Consider the following 18,136-nt stretch of genomic DNA (forward strand, 5'->3'; position numbering starts at 1 on the left):
GGAGTTTCAACCTATGGCAGCAGTCGCCGACACCCCGCTTGCACCAATATTGCCCGTCACCGTTCTCCTGGTGGACGATCAGATCATGGTGGGCGAGGCGATCCGGCGGGCACTGGTGCAAGAACGCGATGTGGTCTATCACTTTTGTCCGAATCCCGACGATGCCGTGAGTGAGGCGCAGCGTCTGAAACCGACGGTGATTCTTCAGGATCTCGTCCTGCCGCGGGTGGACGGACTGACACTGGTGCGTGCTTATCGCGATACCCCGACCTTGCGCGACGTGCCGATCATCGTGTTGTCGACCAAAGAAGATCCCATCACCAAGAGCGCGGCATTTGCCGCCGGCGCCAATGATTATCTCGTCAAACTGCCTGATGCGATCGAGCTCATCGCTCGCATACGCTATCACTCGAGATCCTATCTTGCGCTGCGCGAACGCGACGAAGCGTATCGTGCGCTGCACGCCAGCCAGCAGCAATTGCTGGAGATGAATCTGGAGCTGCGCCGACTGAGCAATCTCGATGGCCTCACCGGCTTGGCAAATCGCCGCTATTTTGACGAGTACCTGGGTGCGGAGTGGCAACGCGCCATGCGCGAGCAGCGGGATATTGCGCTCATGATGGTCGATGTCGATCACTTCAAGCGCTACAACGATACCTACGGGCACCTCGCCGGCGATGGGGCGCTCAAGCAGGTCGCGCAGGCTCTGCAGGGCGCGGCCGATCGCTCGACCGACTTGGCCGCGCGCTACGGCGGCGAGGAGTTTTCGTTGGTGATGCCCAATACCTCGCTCGGCGGCGCGCGCTTGATCGGCGAGAAGTTGCGCCGTGCAGTGGCAGCGCTCGCTGTCGAACACAAGGCATCAACCACCGGCGATATCTTATCGGTGAGTATTGGCGCCGCGACGATGGTGCCTCAGCAGGGCACAACATTCACTGCGCTGGTGGATGCCGCCGATCGCAATCTCTACGCCGCCAAACATCAGGGCCGAAATCAAGTCGTTGCGAGCTAACAAGTGGTCACTAGGGATAGGCTGAGCGTTACGCTGCCCGCAGGCGCAGACACGTAATTTCCGAGGGCGCGAAGAAGCGCTTTGGCGGTCCCCAATACCCCGTGCCGCGGCTGATATATACCCACATCCCATTCAGTTGCCGCAGTCCAAACACAAAAGGCTGTTGAAACCGGACGAACGCGGGCCAAGGCAGGAATTGCCCTCCGTGGGTGTGGCCCGAAAGCTGCAGCGTAAATCCTGCGTCTGCGGCGGCGGGCGCACTACGTGGCTGGTGCGCAAGCAAAATACGCACGGCAAGATCCGTGGGCGCGCCGGCCATGGCTTTCATGGGGTCGCTGCGATGCCCGGCAACGAAGCCGCCAGCGTTGTAATCGGTGATGCCACCCAAGATGAATGCAGCGCCTTCATGGTGGATGACGACGTGTTCGTTCATCAATGGGCGCATGCCCAGCACCTGAAAATGCGCGACCCATGCCGGCGCGCCAGCGTAGTACTCGTGATTGCCGGTGACGACGAAGACGCCGTAGCGTGCGCGCAGGGCAGCCAAGGGTGCAATGTGCGGTGCAAGCGCTGCGACGCTGCCGTCTACCAGGTCGCCCGTAATCACCACCACATCCGGCTGCTGTGCGTTCACAGCGTCAACGATAGCTTGCACGTAGCCGCGTTTGATCGTTGGTCCAACGTGAATATCGCTCAGTTGCACAATGCGCAGGGATGCCAGGGCCGCAGGGAGTTCGGCATGCGGCACCGTGACGTGCCTTAATGGGGCACGGCGGCGCGCGTTGTAAAGGCCGACCATCGTAATCAGGATCGCGGCGATCGGTACCAGCCCAGCGGTATCACGAGCGAGCATGGCCGGTTCAGTCCAACCGCCTGCCCAGCATGTGACCCGGTAGAGCATCAGACCCACATCGCGCAATAGTGTCAGCACGAACAGCGATGAGAAAAATCCCATTGCCATGAAGCCAACCCATGCCACGCGGTCCGAGAGTGGCTGGCGAACGATGCGACGACTCAGCATGCCGGCTGGCGCAATGCACACCAAGGCGACGAGGGCCAGCACCGCACCTGCGACTCCCGCGCCCGACAACCCAAGCGCGGGAATCAGACGCACGCCAACATAAACATGAAGCGCGACGCCCATGGCGATGAAACGGACGAGAAAGGATGAGGGACGCATGGGAACCATAGGGGGGGTGGATGGGCGGGGCTTTTGCATTCTACGTGGGCGTGCCGGTGCCGCAGCCGTGGCAATGAGGTTCGCGAATATTTTTGGGATGCGGAATTCTTTTTTGTGACGACGGGAACTTGCTCAGGCACGCTACCTGCTAGGTAACACGCGTCAGTCGATTGCGGCGATCGACACTATTTGAACCGGATAAGGAGAACGTATGAAATTCAGTCTGAAACGCGCACGTGATGAAGCACAAAACGGCCAGGAACGCCTCGGGCGCGATCTGGACGACCTGCTCGCCGCCAGCGAAGAACTCCTGCGTTCCACGGCCGACAAGACCGGCGAAGGCGTCGACGACGCACGCCGCAAGCTGAAGGGCCAACTTGAAAGCCTGCGTGGTCGCGCCAGCGACTGGAAAGATGTGGCTGCCGATCGCGCGGCCCGTCTGTCGAAGGAAACCGATGCGTATGTGCACGAAAACGCATGGAAGTCGATGGGCATCGCTGCGTTGGTTGGTATTGGCGTCAGCCTTTTGGCTCGCACCGCTGTGAAAAAAACGGGCGGCCGCTGGGAATGATATCGGGTAACCGGGCGATGCCCGGTGACCGCGTATCGCGTTGGAGGAACGTATGTCATTGATCGTTGCGGCTCGATTCGAAAGTTGGGACAAGGCAGCCAATGCTGCCCAGTTGCTGCATCGAGAAGGATTTCACGACGATGCCTTGCATACGTTCTACGTCAATAGCGCGGGCGCGCACGACCGTCATCCTGTGGGCGGCGATCGTACGAGTGATCCCGATGCCAGCGGTGCGCAATTTGGTGCGATCGCGGGCGCTGCTGTGATTGGCATGGCAGGTGCTGCGATCGGTGCGCTGATCGCATTCAGTACGGGTCAGTCGGGCATCGTCAGCATTATTGCGGCAGCCGTAGGCGCCTATCTGGGCTCGCTTATCGGTGCCATGCAACTTGCCGGCCGTGGCCGCAAGCGGAATGTGACTGCAAAACGCGGCAATTCAGTGCCGGCGCAAGATCCTGAGATGGAGCATGCGCCGCTGCGTCAAGCGGGCGTATTGTTGGCTGTGCAGTGCGATCCTGCCAAGGAAGCCACTGTGGCGCGCATTCTGCGCGATAGCGGCGGCATGGATGTGGAGCGCGCTCAAGGGCGTTGGTCTCAGGGGGCCTGGACGGATTTCGATCCGGTCAAGGCGCCCGAACTAACCGACACGATCAATCAACAGCCCAGAACCACCACACCCTGATTTATTTTTGGCGGGTTACCCCGTCGAAGTTGTCTCGTCGTGCGAAGTCTATGAAGACCGGCCGACTTTTTCTCAATGGAGCTTTACTATGCAAAAAAATCGTACAACCTTCCGCTCCTCCGGAATTGCGCTGGCCCTCGTCGCCGCGAGCCTCGCCTTCACGGGCTGCACGACGACCAAACCGCACGACGCCGCCACGCCGGCCACCGAACGCGCCCAGATCAATTCGGGTGTGGATGCAGCGCTGTCCAAGCTCTACGCTTCGGCACCGGCTTCGCGTGACCTGGTGTCGCGTGCCAAGGGCGTGCTGGTGTTCCCGTCGGTCGTCGGCGCGAGCTTCGTGGTCGGCGGTGAGTACGGCCGTGGCGCCTTGCGCGTCGATGGCAAGACCACGGGTTACTACAGCACCACCGCCGGCTCGATCGGCTTCCAGGCTGGCGCCCAGGACAAGAGCATCATCGTTCTGTTCATGACCCAACAGTCGCTGGATAACTTCCGCAATAGCAATGGTTGGACGGTTGGCGCTGACGCCACGATCGCAGTCGCCACGATTGGCGCGAACGGCAGCATCGACAGCAACACGATTCGTCAGCCCATCGTGGGCTTCGTGGTCAACAACACCGGCCTGATGGCTGGCGTGTCGTTGACGGGTGCCAAGATCAACAAGATCTCGCCCTGATCGAAGCACGACGCCGCATCACTGCGGCGTCACGATCGTGAAGGCCGGTGCACGTTGCGCCGGCCTTTATCATGCGCATTTGGGAAAAATCTGAAAGTAACTCCAGAGTGACGATTTTACTAGGTTGGTAACCGTCTGGCCGGTATGGTGGCGTCTCTTGAACGAGGAGTCCGACATGATCAAACGACAAGCTGATGTTACGCGTACGCTCCTGATCCGTGCCGCGGGCGACGCGATCTCGGAAGCGGGTGCCACCACCTTTACGCTCGATGGCGTCGCCAAACGGGCGGGTCTCAGCAAAGGGGCATTGCTGCATCACTTTCCCACCAAAAGCGTGCTGGTCGAGGCGGTCGTGCGCGATCTCGTCGATCAGTTCTGGAACGATGTGCAAGCAGCTGCGCTGGAAGACAGCGAGCCGAATTGCCGCATGACGCGGGCGTATATCCTCACGATCGCCCGTCTGGGCGAGAAGCAGAATCGGCGCTGGGGCGGGCTGGCGACGGCGTTCGTCGTGGATCCGTCGTTGCTGCATCTGTGGCGCGATACCTTGCGGCGCTACCAGCAAGCCGTCGAATCGGAAACCCAGGCATGCGAAAGCGCGTGGATCGCTCGCCTTGCCGTGGATAGTCTTTGGTCGGCCGAACTTTTCGGCACGCCATCCATTGGGGGCACGTCGCGCGCCAAGCTTATCGAGCGCCTGGTTGGATTGACGTATCCCATCGCCGAGCGCGATAAGCAGGCGGCCTGATCGCTCGTCCACCACGGCATCGGCGAGTGGCACTTACGCTGCGTTGTCGCAGATGGCTCGCGCATGGCCTACACTTTCGCGATGTTCCTTGATGGGTGTTCGCAATGCCGCGCCGCCGTTTGACCGGTCCCACCGATGCCGTGCCGTCGGTGCAAAGCCGCACCGATGTCGACCCGAATATCGATCGCTTTCTCGATGGGTTGTGGCTTGAAGATGGTTTGGCCGAGAACACCCGCACGAGTTATCGCAACGATCTCGCGAGTTTCGACATCTGGATGCGTGAGCGCTCGGCCACGGCGCTATCGCAAGCCACGACGATCGACATTCAAGACTGGTTTGCCGCAGTGCACACGCATACCAAGCCCGCCACGGCCAACCGGCGACTGTCGTCGTTACGTCGTTATTTCCAATGGGCGTTACGGGCTGGGGTCGTTACGGGTGATCCCTGTCAATCGCTGGTGTCGGCCAAGGCCGGCAGCCGATTGCCCAAAACCTTGTCCGAAGCGCAAGTCGACGCCTTGCTCAATGCGCCCGATGTGGCGACGCCACTGGGACTGCGCGATAAGGCCATGCTCGAAACGTTGTATGCCACCGGGTTGCGCGTCTCGGAACTGGTGGGGCTCAATGTGCTGGATGTGAGCTTGAACGAGGGCGTGGTGCGCGTGGTGCATGGGAAGGGCGGCAAGGACCGGCTGGTGCCGCTGGGCGCGGAAGCCGCACACTGGATTGCGCGTTACCTCGATGAGGCGCGCACCGGCATTCTCAACGGCATGCGCTCGGATGCGATGTTCGTCACCATTCGGGGCGATAGCATGCATCGGCAGACCTTCTGGCTGATGATTGGCGCCTGTGCCCGTCGCGCAGGTATCGTGGCACCGGTGTCGCCCCACGTATTGCGCCATGCTTTTGCCACGCATCTGGTCAACCACGGTGCCGATCTGCGGGTGGTGCAGATGCTGCTCGGACACGCCGATATCTCCACCACGCAGATCTACACGCACGTTGCGCGCGAACGCCTGAAAGCGTTGCACGCTCAACATCATCCGCGCGGGTGAAAGCGTGGCTTACCTCGGATTGCTACCGTAGAATGCATCCTTGGCTGTTCTGTTGCATTCGGCGCGTGTTGCGTCCCTGACGGTTTCTCATGTCTCACATCCCATTGTCTGAAACGCCTGCCGATTGGCGCATTGTGGCCGGCGGCGATCGCTGCCTGATCATCGCATTCGGCGACCGTGTCGATATCGCGACCAGCTTGCGCGTGCAGGCAGCCGCGGCCCACTTCCTGGCGCATCCGCTCAACGGTGTGACCGATATCGTGCCGGCCTTCACCACGCTCGCGGTGCATTACGATCCAAGCGCGTACGGGCCTGAAGATGCGCCGTTCGACGTGTTGTCCGCAGCGATCGACGGCGCATTGCGGGCGGGCTTGCCGGCGGTCGCCACCGGTGGCCGCACGATCGAGATTCCCGTGTGCTACGACGGCACCTTTGCGCCGGATCTCGACGATGTGGCCATGCGTTGCGGGATCGAACGCGAAGACGTGATCGCCCGTCACGGCGCGTCCGAACTCATCGTGTGCACCTTTTTCTTTTCGCCCGGAACGCCGTTTGCCGTGGGCCTGGACCCGACGTTGTCGGTGCCGCGCCGTAAGACGCCGCGCACCCGTGTGCCGAAAGGCTCGGTGGCCATCGCCAACAATCAGGCCACTGTCTATACGCTCGAAACGCCGGGTGGATGGAGCATCATCGGTCGTACGCCGATGCGTTTTTTCGATCTGGCGCAGACGCCTCCCGTGCGGTTGCGCCTCGGTGACCGTCTCCGTTTCGTCCCGATATCGCAAGCCGAATACGCGGCCTTGGACGCGGGAGCGCAGACATGGGCATGATGCGCGTGATCAAACCGGGTCCGCTCAGCACCTTGCAGGATCTGGGCCGCACTGGCTACCAACAATTCGGTGTGCCCGTCAACGGCGCGATGGATAACGATGCGCATCGTCGTGCCAACGCCCTGGTCGGTAACGCACCGGACGTGGCAACGCTCGAATGCACGCTGCAAGGGCCGGTATTGCGTTTCGAGCGCGACGCGCTGATCGCGATCACGGGCGGCGATCTGGATGCGCGCGTCGATGACGTTGCCTTGCCGCGCGAGTGTGCCGTGCTGCTGCGTGCGGGCGTGACCGTGCATTTCGGCGCGCGCCGAACCGGTGCGCGGGCGTATCTTGCGGTGTCCGGCGGATTCGATGTGCCGATGGTCATGGGCAGCCGCAGCACCTTCGTGCGCGCAGGATACGGCGGCTTCGAGGGCCGGGCGCTGCAGCGCGACGACCGGGTCCCCACGGGTGCGCCGGCGGTGCCGTATCGCGGATTGCTGCGATTGATGGTGCAGGCCGGCGTGCCGTTCGCCGCAGCGCCCGTGGTGCCGTGGCCGATGCCTGATGCCGGCGACGCGGTCGCCACGTTGCGGGTGGTGGCCGGGCCGCAATGGGCGGCGTTTTCACCGACGTCGCACACTGCGTTCGCCGAGCTGGGCTACAAGATCGACAGCCGTTCGGATCGTATGGGGTATCGCTTGAGCGGCGAACCGTTGGCGCTGGCCGCACCGCTCGAGATGATTTCCGAAGGCACGCCGTTCGGTACGGTGCAGGTGCCGCCCGATGGGCAGCCGATCGTGTTGATGGCGGATCGCCAGACTGCCGGCGGCTATCCCAAGATTGCTTATGTGGCCAGCGTCGACCTTCCGCAGCTCGCGCAAGCCATGCCCGAAGATGTCGTACGCTTTCACCTTGTCTCGCTGGCCCAGGCCCAACAGCTGGCACAGCAGCGCGCTGCCGACCTGGCGCGTTTCGCCGCTGCGGCTGCCGCCACACTCGAATCGATCGCTCACTAGGAATCGCGATGACCACATCAACCGCATCCGCACTGTCCGCATCTTCATCCAGATCCGCTGAAACGCAACGCCCGGCTGACGGCGACGCCGCTGCGCCAACCGATGCATCCCCGGCCAGAACTGCGCCCACGCTCGATATCAATTGCGATATGGGCGAGAGCTTCGGCGCCTTTGTGATGGGCAACGATCTGGAAGTCCTGGCGCACGTGACGTCAGCCAACATCGCGTGCGGCATGCATGCCGGCGACCCGGGCGTGATGCATCGCACCGTGGAGGCCGCCGTCGAGCGTGGCGTGGCAGTGGGTGCCCATCCAGGCTTGCCGGATCTGCAAGGCTTCGGCCGCCGGGTGATGGCGCTGTCGCCGGCAGAAGTGTACGACCTCACCGTGTATCAGATCGGCGCGCTTTGGGCGTTCACGCGCGCGGCCGGCACCACATTGCATCACGTGAAAGCGCACGGCGCGCTCTACAACATGACTGCAAAGGATCCTGCGATCGCCGACGCCGTGGCACGCGCCACGCGCGATGTGGATCCCTCGCTCATTGTCTACGTGGCGACCTCGACGATGGCCGATGCCGCCACGGCGTTGGGCTTGCCTGTCGCCTACGAGGTGTTTGCGGATCGCACTTATCAGGACGACGCCACGCTCACGCCGCGTTCGCAGGCGGATGCCATGATCGAAGATCCCGATCTTTCGATCGCGCAGGTCAAGGGTATGGTGGTGGGCGGGTACGTGACGTCGCAAACCGGCAAGCGGGTGCCTGTGCGCGCCGATACGCTGTGCATTCATGGCGATCAGCCGGGTGCGGCCGTGTTTGCGCGCCGCATCCGCGAGGCCTTGACGCATGACGGCATTCGTATCGCGACGATCTGATGACAAACACCAAGACACGGTCGAAGGCGACGTCAACCACGGTGTCGTCGGCAGGGGATGCGTCTGCCGTGGAGGCACCTCCAGCCGACGTTTCTGCGGCCGCACATCTGGCGGCGGCGCGTGAGCGGTCGCCGTTGTTGGGTCGGCCGGGCTTTTTGATTCGGCGGTTGCATCAGATTCACTGCTCGCTGTTTCTTGAAGAGACGGCGACCTTCAACATCACGCCGGTGCAGTTCAGTTTGATGACCGCGTTGGACCGGCGTGGCGAGAGCGATCAGATTTCGATCGCACGCGAAGTGGGGCTGGAACGCACCACCGTGGCCGAAGTGCTGACGCGACTTGAGGCGCGTGGACTGATCACGCGGCGGGTGAGTCCGGAAGACGGTCGGGTGCGTTTGGTCAAGCTGGCGCGCAAGGGCAAGTTGCTGGTGACCAAGATGGCGCCGGCCGTTCAGCGCGCACACGACCGCACGCTGGAGGCGTTGGCGCCCGAGGGGCGCGATGCGTTGATGCTGCAGTTGATCCGGCTGGTTGAGGCCAACAACGACGCGGGCGCGGTGCCGTTCCGGTTGTGATCAACCGCTATCCCCCCAGATAAGCCTTTCGGATATCCGGATTGGCCAGCATCTCGGCTGCGCTCCCGTGCGAGACCACGCGGCCCGTTTCCAGGAGATAGGACCGGTCGCACATCTCGAGTGCAGCATAGGCGTTCTGTTCCACCATGAGTACCGTCGTGCCTTCTGCGCGGATGTCCATGACGAGGCCAAACACCTGTTCGACGAAATTGGGCGCCAGCCCCAGTGACGGCTCGTCGAACATGATGAGTCGAGGCCTGGACATGAGTGCGCGCGCAATGGCGAGCATCTGCTGCTCGCCGCCCGAGAGCGTGCCGGCGGGTTGCTTGATGCGCTCGCGCAGGCGCGGAAAGCGATCGAGCATTTTTTCCATGTCGTCGCGCGCGCGTTGCCGGTCGCGGCGGCGGTAGGCCCCCATTTCAAGGTTTTCGCGCACGGTGAGCTGGGGGAACACACGCCGGCCTTCGGGGCAGTGCGCGATACCGCGTTCAATGATTTCAGGGGTGGGCGCGCCGCTGATCGTCGTGCCTTCGAAGGTGATGCGGCCAGATACCAACGGCTCGAGTCCGCCGATGGCGCGCAGCGTGGTCGATTTTCCGGCGCCGTTCGCGCCGATGAGGGTGACCAGTTCGCCTTCGCCCACTGAGAGCGACACGCGATCGACGCCGACGGTGGCGCCGTAGCGCACGGTGATGTCTTCAAGTTTGAGCACGTTTCAACCCCGATCCCAGATAAGCCCTGATGACTTCCGGATTTTCCTGAATCGCCCGGGGGATGCCCTGTGCGATGCGTTGTCCTTGATTGAGCACGATGATGTGGTCCGAGATGGACATGACCATGTGCATATCGTGTTCGACCAGCAGCACCGTCACGCCGCGTGCGCCGATCTCATGAATCCGCGCCTTGAACGCTTCGGTTTCCGACGGATTCAGGCCCGCTGCCGGTTCATCGAGCAGCAGGAGTTTGGGCTGCGCGGCCAGCGCGATGCCTACGCCCAGCAAGCGTTGCTCGCCGTACGAGAGCGTTTTGGCCACCTCGTCTGCCCGTCGGGTAAGGCCGAGAAAGGCCATCATCTCGAGTGCGCGTTCGCGCTGGCGGGCTTCATCGCGCTTGAATGACGGCGTGCGCAGCCATGCGCCTACCAGGCCGCTTGCGCCCTGCAGATGAAACGCCGTCAGCAGGTTGTCGAAAACGGTGGCGTTGTCGAACACGCTGGTGCGTTGAAAACTGCGTACCAGTCCGCGTTGCGCGATGGCCTCGGGTTTCTTGCCCACGATGTTCTCGCCGAACAGCAGAACGCGTCCGGAGGTCGGGCGCATGTAGCCGGAGATCACATTGAATGCGGTGGTTTTTCCGGCACCATTGGGGCCGATGAGGCTCACGATCTGTCCGGGCATGACGTCGAAACTGACGTCATTCAAGGCCGTGAGCCCGGCGATCTTCATGGTCACCCCCTCCAGGGCAAGCACGGGCGCCATGCCATCCGCGGCGCGGGGATGGGCAGGTGGCGTCATGGCACCCGGCGTAGGTGCGGCGAGCGTAGCGGTCGTCATGAGCGAACTCCCGATGCGGACGTGGTGTTGAGCGGCGCATCGGCGCGGGGCGGATCGCCAGGTTCGGTGGCGGATCGCCGGCGCAGTCGCGCGTAGAGCGCGGCACCCGACGGCACAATCCCGCGCGGCAGGAAGAGCAGGATCAGAATCATCAGGGCGCCGTATAGCATCCACTGCACTTCGGGCGCCACATAGCCGCGCTGCATCTCGGGCAGGAGCCCGAAGATCAGGCCGCCCACTACCGGGCCGGCCAGCGTGCCTTTGCCGCCGGCGATCACCATGATGACCATCGTGATGGTGTAGATGAAGAGGAAAACATCCGGATCGATGATGCGTACGGTGTGGGCATAGAGGCCGCCAGCCGCGCCTGCGATGGCCGCCGACACGATGGAGGCGATGACGAGGTAGTGCGTGACGCGGATGCCGATCGAGCGCGCGAGCGTTTCGTTTTCGCGCAGGGCGATCATGGCGCGCCCGGGTCGCGAATGCACGAGACGGGCAATGGCGATATAGGCGACCACCGCCACGCCGAGCACCAGCCAGTAGGTGCCGGCCTTGGTGGTGACGTCGGCGATGCCCGAGGGGGTCCAGAACGTGAGGGGTGGAATCGAAGTGAGGGCCATCGGGCCTTCGGTGAGATCGACCCAGTTGAGCGCCACCATGCGCATGACCTGGGCAAAGCTGATCGTGACGATCACGAAGTACGCGCCGCGCACGCGAAACGCCACGCGGCCCACCAGCCATCCGAAGAAACCGGCGACCGCCATGCCCGAGATGAAGGCCAGCCATACCGGCTTTGGGGTCACGACGAGCACGCCCACTCCCAGATCCACATCGAAGCCCAGCGAGAGCAAAGCGCTGGTGTAGGCGCCGATGCCGAAGAACGCGGCATGCCCCAGGCTCAGCTGGCCGGTGAAGCCCAACAGCAGGTTCAAGCTCATGGCGGCGATGATCATGATGCCCGCGGCCGCCACGACCGACAGCATGTAGGGATCGGGCCAGATCAAGGGCAGGGCGGCGAGCGCGAGGGCGCAAAGAATGAAGACAAGACGTCGCATGTGTCAGCCCACCCGTTCTTTGATTGCGAAAAGGCCCTGCGGGCGCACGATCATCACAAAGAGAATGACGGCAAAGCCCAGTGCATCGCGATAGGCGGTGGACACAAAACCCGCGCCGAATTCTTCGATCATGGCCAACGCGAAGCCGCCGAGCGCGGCGCCCGCCAGATTGCCCAATCCACCGAGAATCACGATGGCGAAAGCTTTCAGGCTGGCGAGATCGCCCATGGCCGGACTCACCATGAATACCGGCGCCAGCAGCGCGCCGGCCGTGGCCGCCAGCGCCGACCCCAGCGCAAACGTGAGCGTATAGATGCGCGAGACGTTCACGCCCACGATCTTGGCCGCGTCGCGGTCCTGAAAGGTCGCACGCATGGCCATGCCCAGGCGCGAGCGCTCGATGCCGAAATAGAACACCACCAGCAACACCGCAGCGGCCGCCAGCACGAACAGACGCGTGGCCGAAATGGCGACGCTGCCGAAGACCAGCGGTTCTTGCGAGAAGGGGGACGGCACGATCTTGGCCACGCCGCCCCAGAACAACAATTCAGCGTTCTGCATGATGATCATGACACCGATCATGATGAGCATGACCTCATCGATATTGGCCAGATCGCGACGCCGCAGCAAGACGAATTCGACGATCGCGCCGAAAATGAAGCCCACCGCTGCCGCAATCAGCAACGATGAAAAGAAATCCAGCTTGAGCACCGAGACGAGGCCGTAGGCCACATAGGCGCCAAGGGTGTACAACTCGCCGTGGGCGAAGTTCACGACCTTCATGATGCCGAAGATCAGCGTCAGGCCGATGCCCAGGAGGGCGTAGGTGGCGCCCAGCACGGCACCATTGACCAGGTGCTGTAAAAATTGATCCACGTCGATCTCCCGAAGCCGGCGGCCCGCAGCCGCCGGACAGTACTGAGGGCAGGCAGCGGCAACATGCCACCACCCGCCGGCGTCTTACTGCACGGTGACCTTGCCGTCCATCAACTTGACCACATACACATTGGGCGAGTTCTGGCCGCTTTCCTTGCCTTCCGGACCTTCCTTGATGAAGGCAATGTCGCCGTTGACGCCTTGCACGTTGACCTTCCATAAGGCGGCGCGGATCGACTCGGAATCGGCTTTGCCGGCCGACGTGATGGCCGCCGCGATCGTCTTGATACCGTCATAGCCGCGGAAGCCTTCCGTCAAGCCAGCGAACGGCAGGTTCTTGGCCTTCCACGCGTTCACGTAGGCGTTGGCAACCTCCGGGTACTTGGCGCGTTCGACCGCCCAAGGCGCGAAAAACAGCAGATGGGTGCTGGCGTAGCCTTTGGGACCGGGGTTATCCAGCAGGGGTTCGGGGAACGAGCCGCCGGTGGTGATGATGCGTTGGGGCAGGCGTTGCTCAGCGGCCTGGCGAATGGCCAGCGTCAATTGCTCCACGCCCGAGGTCACGATCAGCGTGTCGGCGCCGGAATCGCGCAGCGTGGCCAACTGGGCCGACAGATCGGTCGCATCCGGGGCCATGGTTTCGATCCGGCCGACCTGAATGCCTTGTTCGGCGAACATGGCGCGGAACTCGGTGGCGGCACCCAGGCCCCAGTCGTTGTTCACCGAAAGGAAATCGACCTTCTTGATGGCGGGCTGGACGTTCTTCAGTTCTTTCGCGAAGGCCAGCGCTTCCATTTTCGACGTGGGGCTGACGCGAAAGATCCAGGGGTTGCCGGCCGTCGTGATCTTGCTCGACGATGCCGTTTCAACCACCATCGGCACGTTGTATTCGATCAGCTTGGGCATGATGGCCAGCGTAAACGTCGAGCTCCATGCGCCCATCAGCACGGGCACTTTGTCACGCAAGATCAATTTTTCGACCGAGTTGACGGCCTCGCGCGGATTGGACTTGTTGTCCTCGATGATGAGTTCGATTTTCTTGCCCAGTACGCCGCCCTGGGCGTTGATCTGCTCGGCGGCAATGCGCGCGCCGTTGGTCACGTAGTTACCCGACGCCGCGACGGCGCCGGTCAACGGCTGGGTGACGCCGATCTTGATGGTTTCCTGGGCCAGGGCTGGCGCAGCAGTACTGGCCGCCAGCGTCAACAGGGCAAACAGCCGGGTAGTCGTCCACATAATGCACACTCCTGAGGGTGAGAGGGAACAGCTCGCAATGCGTCGGGCTCAAACGCGGGTTTGCCGGTATCTGAGATCGCGATACGCCCCGGATGACACCGGGGGATATTTGGGCTCGTCATCGCCCGCCACGCATTCGATCTGCGCGTCGTAGTTGGGATGATGAAAGAAGGCAATGGACAGGCGCGCTTGCGCGGGCCGGCCGTCGTCGGGCGGGTTGACGACGCGGTGCGTGTTGGACACCCAGCGGTCGTTGGTCCAGCGCATCAGCAGGTCGCCGATATTGACGACGAAGGTGTCCGGATCGGTCTCCACGCCGAGCCAGTCGCCCGCGCGGGTTTGTACCTGCAGGCCGCCGGGCACGTTTTCGCCATTGAGGATCGTGAGCAAGCCGTAGTCGGTGTGGGCGCCGGCACGCAATTGGCCCGGTATTGGCGGCGCGGTGGCCGCCGGATAATGATTGATGCGCATGGCCGTGATGTGGCGATCGATTTTGTCGGCGAAGAACGATTCGTTCAGCCCGAGGCCCAGTGCGGTCAGCGCCATCATCTGCTCGGTGAGGCCCTCCATCGCGGCGTAATAAGCGTGGGCGGCGTCGCGCCATCCGAGCGGTGTCGCGGGCCAGACGTTGGGGATGAAGTAGCGTGGACCTTCGCCGGTGGTGTAGTACGCGTCATCGGGCCAGGACTCCCGTCCGAAGTGGAAATACTCCTTCAAGTCCGGCGGCGTCTCTTGCGCGTTGCCGAACGACAGCGCTTCGAAACCCAACGCGCGATAACCGCGCGGCACTTTGGGATCGGCGGGCGCCGCAAGCAGTTTCTGCTCCACCGGTTGATTGAAGAAATCGTAGGCGCGCGCGCGCAGGTTGGTCATCAACTCGCGCGGTACGCCATGGCCGCAGATCGTGAAGAAACCGATTTCGCGGCAGGTGCGGTCGATGTGCTGCGCAACGTGCAATCGGTCGGCGGCACTGCCGTGCAAGGCCGGCGTCAGATCGATAACGGGAAGGGTGGCGGACATGGGCGCTCCGATCAGTGAAAGTACGCGCCGCCATCCACCACCAGCGTCTGGCCGGTGATGAATGCGGATTGATTGCCGGCGAAGAACTCGACCGCGCCGACGAGGTCTTCGGGCACCATATCGCGCGCCAGGATGCGATTGCGCAGCGAGGGCCCCTTGACGCCGTCGACCAGGGTGGGGTTGCGCGTTACGCCTTCGCTCAACGTAAAGCCAGGTGCCACGCTGTTGACCAGCACGTTGAAAGCGCCCATTTCGGTGGCGAGGGCGCGGGTCAATGAAATCACGGCGCCTTTGCTCGCCACGTAATGGGCCATCAGCGGGTTGCCCTTGAACGCCACGCCCGATGAGATATTGACGATGCGTCCGCCGCCCGCGCGTTTGAACGCAGGCGTCACGGCGCGACAGGCGAGGAAGGTGCCGATCACGTTCACGTCCAGTACCTGCCTCCAATCGGCCACAGTGAGGGCGTCGAAGGGCGTGGGCGTGAGCGACGAGTAAATACCGGCGTTGTTGACGAGCACATCGATGCGGCCATAGGCTGCGCAGGCGGCGTCGGCCATGGCCTGCACCTGGTCTTCGTCGGACACGTCCACAGCGACGCCCAGCACATCGTGGCCTTGCGCGCGCAGTTCGGTCGCGGTGGTTTCGGCGCCGGCGCGATCGGCAATCACGACGCGCGCGCCGCGTTCGAGCAAGCGGAGGACGATGGCGCGCCCGATGCCCATGGCACCGCCGGTCACGATGGCCACGGCGTGGTCGAGACTCATGATGGATCCTTGGGCGCGAAGAGCGACACGGGTGGTGTGTAGGCACCGCGGCCGATCAACCCGGCCATCCCCGCGCGGTCGACCATTGCCAAGTGGATGGCGGGCGCATGGCCGGTGGCGGCGATGCGTGCGGGATCGATGACACCGGTTGCGGGGTCGATGACCTGTGCGCCGCGTGCGGCGGCGTCTGCGGGCAAGCTCGCCGCCCATTCTTGCAGCAGCGCCGGCGCGAATGCGATCGCCTGGCCGCCAAGGCCGCAGCAATCGATGACGGCGCTATCGCCGATCGCGCCAATTGGCGTACTTGCGGCGTGTGCCGGGAAAAGGTTGCCTACGGGCGGCGTGGCGGCAACCGTGCGCCACACCGTTTCGTTTTTCATTCGAATGCCGAACGCCAAGCCATTGCCGCCGGCGGACAGGAGCGGGCCTTGGCCGTAACGCAATACCCACGCGCTTGCGGCCATGATCAGTGTGAGCACGAAGCCGGGGTTGGCAGCCAGGGCGGCGCGACTGACGTCGTCCAAGGCAGGGAGTTGCGTAAGCAGGGTGGCGTTGGCAGCGCCAGTGCGTGCGTGACATTCATCCTGGCCCTGCAAGGCGTTTTCGATGACGGCAGTCAGGGCGACCGGCGCGGCGCGCACGGCGCGGGCGACCGGGCCGAGCACCAGGGCGCTCATCGATTGCATGTTGGCCACACACACCGGATCGGGCGAGCCGAAACGCAATGCCGGCGGCGGTCCTTCGGCAATGGGTGCATACGAGGCAGTGTCGCCGTCGCCCACGACCAATACGGGCATGCCGAGGGTCACGACTTGCGCCAGCGGCGTGACCACGCCGTAGTCTTGCGCGGGCACGAAACGATAGGTGCCGTCGTCGATCAATCCAAGCGCCTGTGCCAGGCTGCCGGCGGCGCCTTCGTACACGATGGCGTGTGCGGCGGCATGGCGCACAGGGGCCGGCACCGCCTGGTCGCCGTAAGTGGGACCGGCGTGCAGCAGCAGGGTGTCGGGCAGGTCGGGGAGCGCGTCGCGCAGGCGTCGAACGTCTTGCCAGCGGGCGCCGGCGAAGACGGCCGCGAGCGTGGCCGCTGTGCGGGCGGGAGCCGCGTGGTCAGTGGCGGCTGCGACCGCATCCAGGTGGGGCAAGGCGGTCATCACGAGGGCTTCCGGTTGAAGAACTTGCGCCAGTAATCGCGGATGACCGCGCCGATCAGCGTGAAGAGGTTGAGCGCAGGGGCCTCTGCGGCCGGTCTCGCCTTTGCAGCCGCCTTGGCGGTCGCTGCTGCGCTCGGCGGTGCGACGGCAGGTGCGTGAACCGGGCCGGACGATGCCGGTGCCGTCGTAGCGGGTGATGCTGCGGCAAAAGACGGCGTCGCTGCACTCGCCGCATCGGCATGGGCATGCGCATGAGCGGGAAGTGGGGACGAGGATGCGTCCGATAGCGCGTCTTCGCCGATCGCATCCTGCGCCAGCACGCCCTGCAGGTTGTCGGCGAACTGCCTTGTCAGTTGATCGGCCAGCGCGCGCACAATGCCTTCGCGGCTGAATTGCGCGAGCGACCCCGTGATCGAGAAGGTGACGTTCACGCCCACCCGCGTGCCGCCTTCGGCTTCAGTCAGATCGAACGCGGCATCGCCTTTGACGCGGCTGTTGCTCTTGCCATCGGCGGCCTGGCCGCTCAACGCGCCGCAGTGCGCCGCCTCATCGAGCGTGAGTTCGCCGGATCCGGCGAACGCCGCAGCGATCGGTCCCAGTTTGACCTTGAACAGCAGCGGCAGCGTGCTGCCTTCGGCCGGACCGCGCAGGGAGGCACCGGGCAGGCACGACACGAGCAATTCGGGGTCGTGAAAGGCCTCCCACACGCGCGCAAGCGGTACGGCGACGAGGAAGTGCTGTTCAAGTTGCATGGGCGGGTTCCTGAATGCGACGTGCGGCCAGCACATGCGCGATGGCGCGGACGATGCCGCGGTAACCGGTACAGCGGCACAGATTGCCCGCCAGTTCTTCGCGAATCCGTGCCTCGTTGGCGTCAGGGAGTCGTTGCACGATGTCGCGCGCGGTCATCAACATGCCCGGCGTGCAGTAGCCGCATTGCAGCGCATGTTCGGCGGTAAAGGCGGCGCGCAATTCAGCGGTCAAGGCATCGTCATCGAAGGCCTCGAGCGTGCGCACCGTTTTGCCCTCGAATCGCGCGGCCGACTGCAAACAGGCCCGTTGTGGGGCGCCATCGACCTCCACCGTGCAGGCGCCGCACACGCCTTGTTCGCAGCCGATATGGGTGGCCGTAAGTCCGCAATGCTCGCGCAGCACATCGGCCAGATGCGTACGCGCTTCCGTGCGCACGGCATATTGGCGGCCGTTGACCGACAAGCGAATGTCGATCTCGTGCGTAGGCGGAAAAACCAGTTCGGGTCGCATC

The 18,136-nt window shown here is 63.6% G+C and carries 21 protein-coding genes; 10 read left to right on the forward strand and 11 right to left on the reverse strand.

The window, feature by feature from the left end:
* The first annotated feature begins 13 nt into the window (after positions 1 to 13).
* Positions 14 to 1,012 (forward strand): diguanylate cyclase domain-containing protein, encoded by a 999-nt coding sequence (locus tag EYW45_RS16260; RefSeq protein ID WP_161136482.1) that lies wholly within the window; start codon positions 14 to 16, stop codon positions 1,010 to 1,012.
* A gap of 28 nt (positions 1,013 to 1,040) precedes the next feature.
* On the opposite strand, the gene EYW45_RS16265 is transcribed toward EYW45_RS16260, so the two are convergent.
* Positions 1,041 to 2,192 (reverse strand): metallophosphoesterase, encoded by a 1,152-nt coding sequence (locus EYW45_RS16265; RefSeq protein WP_161136483.1) that lies wholly within the window; start codon positions 2,190 to 2,192, stop codon positions 1,041 to 1,043.
* A gap of 211 nt (positions 2,193 to 2,403) precedes the next feature.
* Between EYW45_RS16265 and EYW45_RS16270 the strand changes: the two genes are divergently transcribed.
* The 9 genes from EYW45_RS16270 (at position 2,404) to EYW45_RS16310 (ending at position 9,208) form a co-directional block, all read left to right on the forward strand.
* On the forward strand, positions 2,404 to 2,763 hold the full coding sequence (locus tag EYW45_RS16270; protein ID WP_161136484.1) for a DUF883 family protein: 360 nt from the start codon (positions 2,404 to 2,406) through the stop codon (positions 2,761 to 2,763).
* 52 nt (positions 2,764 to 2,815) lie between these two features.
* Positions 2,816 to 3,445: a glycine zipper domain-containing protein gene (locus EYW45_RS16275; protein WP_161136485.1), complete on the forward strand. Its 630-nt coding sequence runs from the start codon at positions 2,816 to 2,818 to the stop codon at positions 3,443 to 3,445.
* Between the two features lie 88 nt (positions 3,446 to 3,533).
* On the forward strand, positions 3,534 to 4,124 hold the full coding sequence (locus EYW45_RS16280) for a BPSL1445 family SYLF domain-containing lipoprotein (protein ID WP_161136486.1): 591 nt from the start codon (positions 3,534 to 3,536) through the stop codon (positions 4,122 to 4,124).
* A gap of 175 nt (positions 4,125 to 4,299) precedes the next feature.
* Positions 4,300 to 4,872 carry a TetR/AcrR family transcriptional regulator gene (locus EYW45_RS16285; protein ID WP_161136487.1) on the forward strand — a complete coding sequence of 191 codons (573 nt, stop codon included), beginning with the start codon at positions 4,300 to 4,302 and terminating at the stop codon, positions 4,870 to 4,872.
* A gap of 104 nt (positions 4,873 to 4,976) precedes the next feature.
* The gene (gene xerD / locus EYW45_RS16290) at positions 4,977 to 5,927 is read left to right on the forward strand and encodes a site-specific tyrosine recombinase XerD (protein WP_161136488.1); all 951 of its coding nucleotides are present in this window, start codon (positions 4,977 to 4,979) and stop codon (positions 5,925 to 5,927) included.
* Positions 5,928 to 6,016: 89 nt separating this feature from the next.
* Positions 6,017 to 6,757, forward strand: coding sequence for a 5-oxoprolinase subunit PxpB (gene pxpB / locus EYW45_RS16295; protein ID WP_161136489.1), 741 nt, complete (start codon positions 6,017 to 6,019; stop codon positions 6,755 to 6,757).
* Positions 6,748 to 7,758: a 5-oxoprolinase subunit C family protein gene (locus tag EYW45_RS16300; protein WP_235939095.1), complete on the forward strand. Its 1,011-nt coding sequence runs from the start codon at positions 6,748 to 6,750 to the stop codon at positions 7,756 to 7,758. Before pxpB ends, EYW45_RS16300 begins: the two co-directional genes overlap by 10 nt.
* A gap of 8 nt (positions 7,759 to 7,766) precedes the next feature.
* Positions 7,767 to 8,633 carry a LamB/YcsF family protein gene (locus tag EYW45_RS16305; RefSeq protein WP_161136490.1) on the forward strand — a complete coding sequence of 289 codons (867 nt, stop codon included), beginning with the start codon at positions 7,767 to 7,769 and terminating at the stop codon, positions 8,631 to 8,633.
* Positions 8,633 to 9,208: a MarR family winged helix-turn-helix transcriptional regulator gene (locus EYW45_RS16310; protein ID WP_161136491.1), complete on the forward strand. Its 576-nt coding sequence runs from the start codon at positions 8,633 to 8,635 to the stop codon at positions 9,206 to 9,208. The genes EYW45_RS16305 and EYW45_RS16310 overlap by 1 nt, the downstream gene beginning before the upstream one ends.
* 7 nt (positions 9,209 to 9,215) lie before the next feature.
* Here the strand turns inward: EYW45_RS16310 and EYW45_RS16315 are convergent, their stop codons facing one another.
* The 10 genes from EYW45_RS16315 to EYW45_RS16360 all read right to left on the reverse strand — a co-directional run bounded on the left by EYW45_RS16315 (position 9,216) and on the right by EYW45_RS16360 (position 18,135).
* The gene (locus EYW45_RS16315; protein ID WP_161136492.1) at positions 9,216 to 9,920 is read right to left on the reverse strand and encodes an ABC transporter ATP-binding protein; all 705 of its coding nucleotides are present in this window, start codon (positions 9,918 to 9,920) and stop codon (positions 9,216 to 9,218) included.
* Entirely contained in the window at positions 9,907 to 10,761 is an 855-nt protein-coding gene (locus tag EYW45_RS16320; protein ID WP_235939096.1) for an ABC transporter ATP-binding protein, read from the reverse strand. Before EYW45_RS16320 ends, EYW45_RS16315 begins: the two co-directional genes overlap by 14 nt.
* The gene (locus tag EYW45_RS16325) at positions 10,758 to 11,819 is read right to left on the reverse strand and encodes a branched-chain amino acid ABC transporter permease (RefSeq protein WP_161136493.1); all 1,062 of its coding nucleotides are present in this window, start codon (positions 11,817 to 11,819) and stop codon (positions 10,758 to 10,760) included. The genes EYW45_RS16320 and EYW45_RS16325 overlap by 4 nt, the downstream gene beginning before the upstream one ends.
* Before the next feature lie 3 nt (positions 11,820 to 11,822).
* Positions 11,823 to 12,695: a branched-chain amino acid ABC transporter permease gene (locus EYW45_RS16330; RefSeq protein WP_161136494.1), complete on the reverse strand. Its 873-nt coding sequence runs from the start codon at positions 12,693 to 12,695 to the stop codon at positions 11,823 to 11,825.
* Between the two features lie 84 nt (positions 12,696 to 12,779).
* Entirely contained in the window at positions 12,780 to 13,931 is a 1,152-nt protein-coding gene (locus tag EYW45_RS16335; protein ID WP_161136495.1) for an ABC transporter substrate-binding protein, read from the reverse strand.
* A 48-nt stretch (positions 13,932 to 13,979) separates the two neighbouring features.
* The gene (locus EYW45_RS16340; RefSeq protein ID WP_161136496.1) at positions 13,980 to 14,951 is read right to left on the reverse strand and encodes an isopenicillin N synthase family dioxygenase; all 972 of its coding nucleotides are present in this window, start codon (positions 14,949 to 14,951) and stop codon (positions 13,980 to 13,982) included.
* Positions 14,952 to 14,962: 11 nt separating this feature from the next.
* Positions 14,963 to 15,718 (reverse strand): SDR family NAD(P)-dependent oxidoreductase, encoded by a 756-nt coding sequence (locus EYW45_RS16345; RefSeq protein ID WP_161136497.1) that lies wholly within the window; start codon positions 15,716 to 15,718, stop codon positions 14,963 to 14,965.
* Positions 15,715 to 16,872, reverse strand: coding sequence for an oxamate carbamoyltransferase subunit AllG family protein (locus tag EYW45_RS16350; RefSeq protein ID WP_161136498.1), 1,158 nt, complete (start codon positions 16,870 to 16,872; stop codon positions 15,715 to 15,717). Before EYW45_RS16350 ends, EYW45_RS16345 begins: the two co-directional genes overlap by 4 nt.
* Positions 16,872 to 17,624 carry an SRPBCC family protein gene (locus tag EYW45_RS16355; RefSeq protein WP_161136499.1) on the reverse strand — a complete coding sequence of 251 codons (753 nt, stop codon included), beginning with the start codon at positions 17,622 to 17,624 and terminating at the stop codon, positions 16,872 to 16,874. Before EYW45_RS16355 ends, EYW45_RS16350 begins: the two co-directional genes overlap by 1 nt.
* A complete protein-coding gene (locus tag EYW45_RS16360) occupies positions 17,614 to 18,135 on the reverse strand; it encodes a (2Fe-2S)-binding protein (protein WP_161136500.1) in 522 nt (173 codons plus the stop codon). Before EYW45_RS16360 ends, EYW45_RS16355 begins: the two co-directional genes overlap by 11 nt.
* Position 18,136: the final 1 nt, after the last annotated feature.

The sequence above is a fragment of the Schauerella aestuarii genome (genome assembly GCF_009866805.1).
Lineage (GTDB): Bacteria > Pseudomonadota > Gammaproteobacteria > Burkholderiales > Burkholderiaceae_B > Schauerella > Schauerella aestuarii.

What these genes read in the sequence shown, in the direction of transcription:
- EYW45_RS16360 (WP_161136500.1), bottom strand. Translation starts at nt 18,135, where the DNA reads ATGCGACCCGAACTGGTTTTTCCGCCTACGCACGAGATCGACATTCGC.
- EYW45_RS16275 (WP_161136485.1), top strand. Translation starts at nt 2,816, where the DNA reads ATGTCATTGATCGTTGCGGCTCGATTCGAAAGTTGGGACAAGGCAGCC.
- EYW45_RS16265 (WP_161136483.1), bottom strand. Translation starts at nt 2,192, where the DNA reads ATGCGTCCCTCATCCTTTCTCGTCCGTTTCATCGCCATGGGCGTCGCG.
- EYW45_RS16340 (WP_161136496.1), bottom strand. Translation starts at nt 14,951, where the DNA reads ATGTCCGCCACCCTTCCCGTTATCGATCTGACGCCGGCCTTGCACGGC.
- EYW45_RS16335 (WP_161136495.1), bottom strand. Translation starts at nt 13,931, where the DNA reads ATGTGGACGACTACCCGGCTGTTTGCCCTGTTGACGCTGGCGGCCAGT.
- EYW45_RS16320 (WP_235939096.1), bottom strand. Translation starts at nt 10,761, where the DNA reads ATGACGACCGCTACGCTCGCCGCACCTACGCCGGGTGCCATGACGCCA.
- EYW45_RS16355 (WP_161136499.1), bottom strand. Translation starts at nt 17,624, where the DNA reads ATGCAACTTGAACAGCACTTCCTCGTCGCCGTACCGCTTGCGCGCGTG.
- xerD (WP_161136488.1), top strand. Translation starts at nt 4,977, where the DNA reads ATGCCGCGCCGCCGTTTGACCGGTCCCACCGATGCCGTGCCGTCGGTG.
- EYW45_RS16260 (WP_161136482.1), top strand. Translation starts at nt 14, where the DNA reads ATGGCAGCAGTCGCCGACACCCCGCTTGCACCAATATTGCCCGTCACC.
- EYW45_RS16270 (WP_161136484.1), top strand. Translation starts at nt 2,404, where the DNA reads ATGAAATTCAGTCTGAAACGCGCACGTGATGAAGCACAAAACGGCCAG.
- pxpB (WP_161136489.1), top strand. Translation starts at nt 6,017, where the DNA reads ATGTCTCACATCCCATTGTCTGAAACGCCTGCCGATTGGCGCATTGTG.
- EYW45_RS16350 (WP_161136498.1), bottom strand. Translation starts at nt 16,872, where the DNA reads ATGACCGCCTTGCCCCACCTGGATGCGGTCGCAGCCGCCACTGACCAC.
- EYW45_RS16285 (WP_161136487.1), top strand. Translation starts at nt 4,300, where the DNA reads ATGATCAAACGACAAGCTGATGTTACGCGTACGCTCCTGATCCGTGCC.
- EYW45_RS16280 (WP_161136486.1), top strand. Translation starts at nt 3,534, where the DNA reads ATGCAAAAAAATCGTACAACCTTCCGCTCCTCCGGAATTGCGCTGGCC.
- EYW45_RS16345 (WP_161136497.1), bottom strand. Translation starts at nt 15,718, where the DNA reads ATGAGTCTCGACCACGCCGTGGCCATCGTGACCGGCGGTGCCATGGGC.
- EYW45_RS16310 (WP_161136491.1), top strand. Translation starts at nt 8,633, where the DNA reads ATGACAAACACCAAGACACGGTCGAAGGCGACGTCAACCACGGTGTCG.
- EYW45_RS16325 (WP_161136493.1), bottom strand. Translation starts at nt 11,819, where the DNA reads ATGCGACGTCTTGTCTTCATTCTTTGCGCCCTCGCGCTCGCCGCCCTG.
- EYW45_RS16300 (WP_235939095.1), top strand. Translation starts at nt 6,748, where the DNA reads ATGGGCATGATGCGCGTGATCAAACCGGGTCCGCTCAGCACCTTGCAG.
- EYW45_RS16305 (WP_161136490.1), top strand. Translation starts at nt 7,767, where the DNA reads ATGACCACATCAACCGCATCCGCACTGTCCGCATCTTCATCCAGATCC.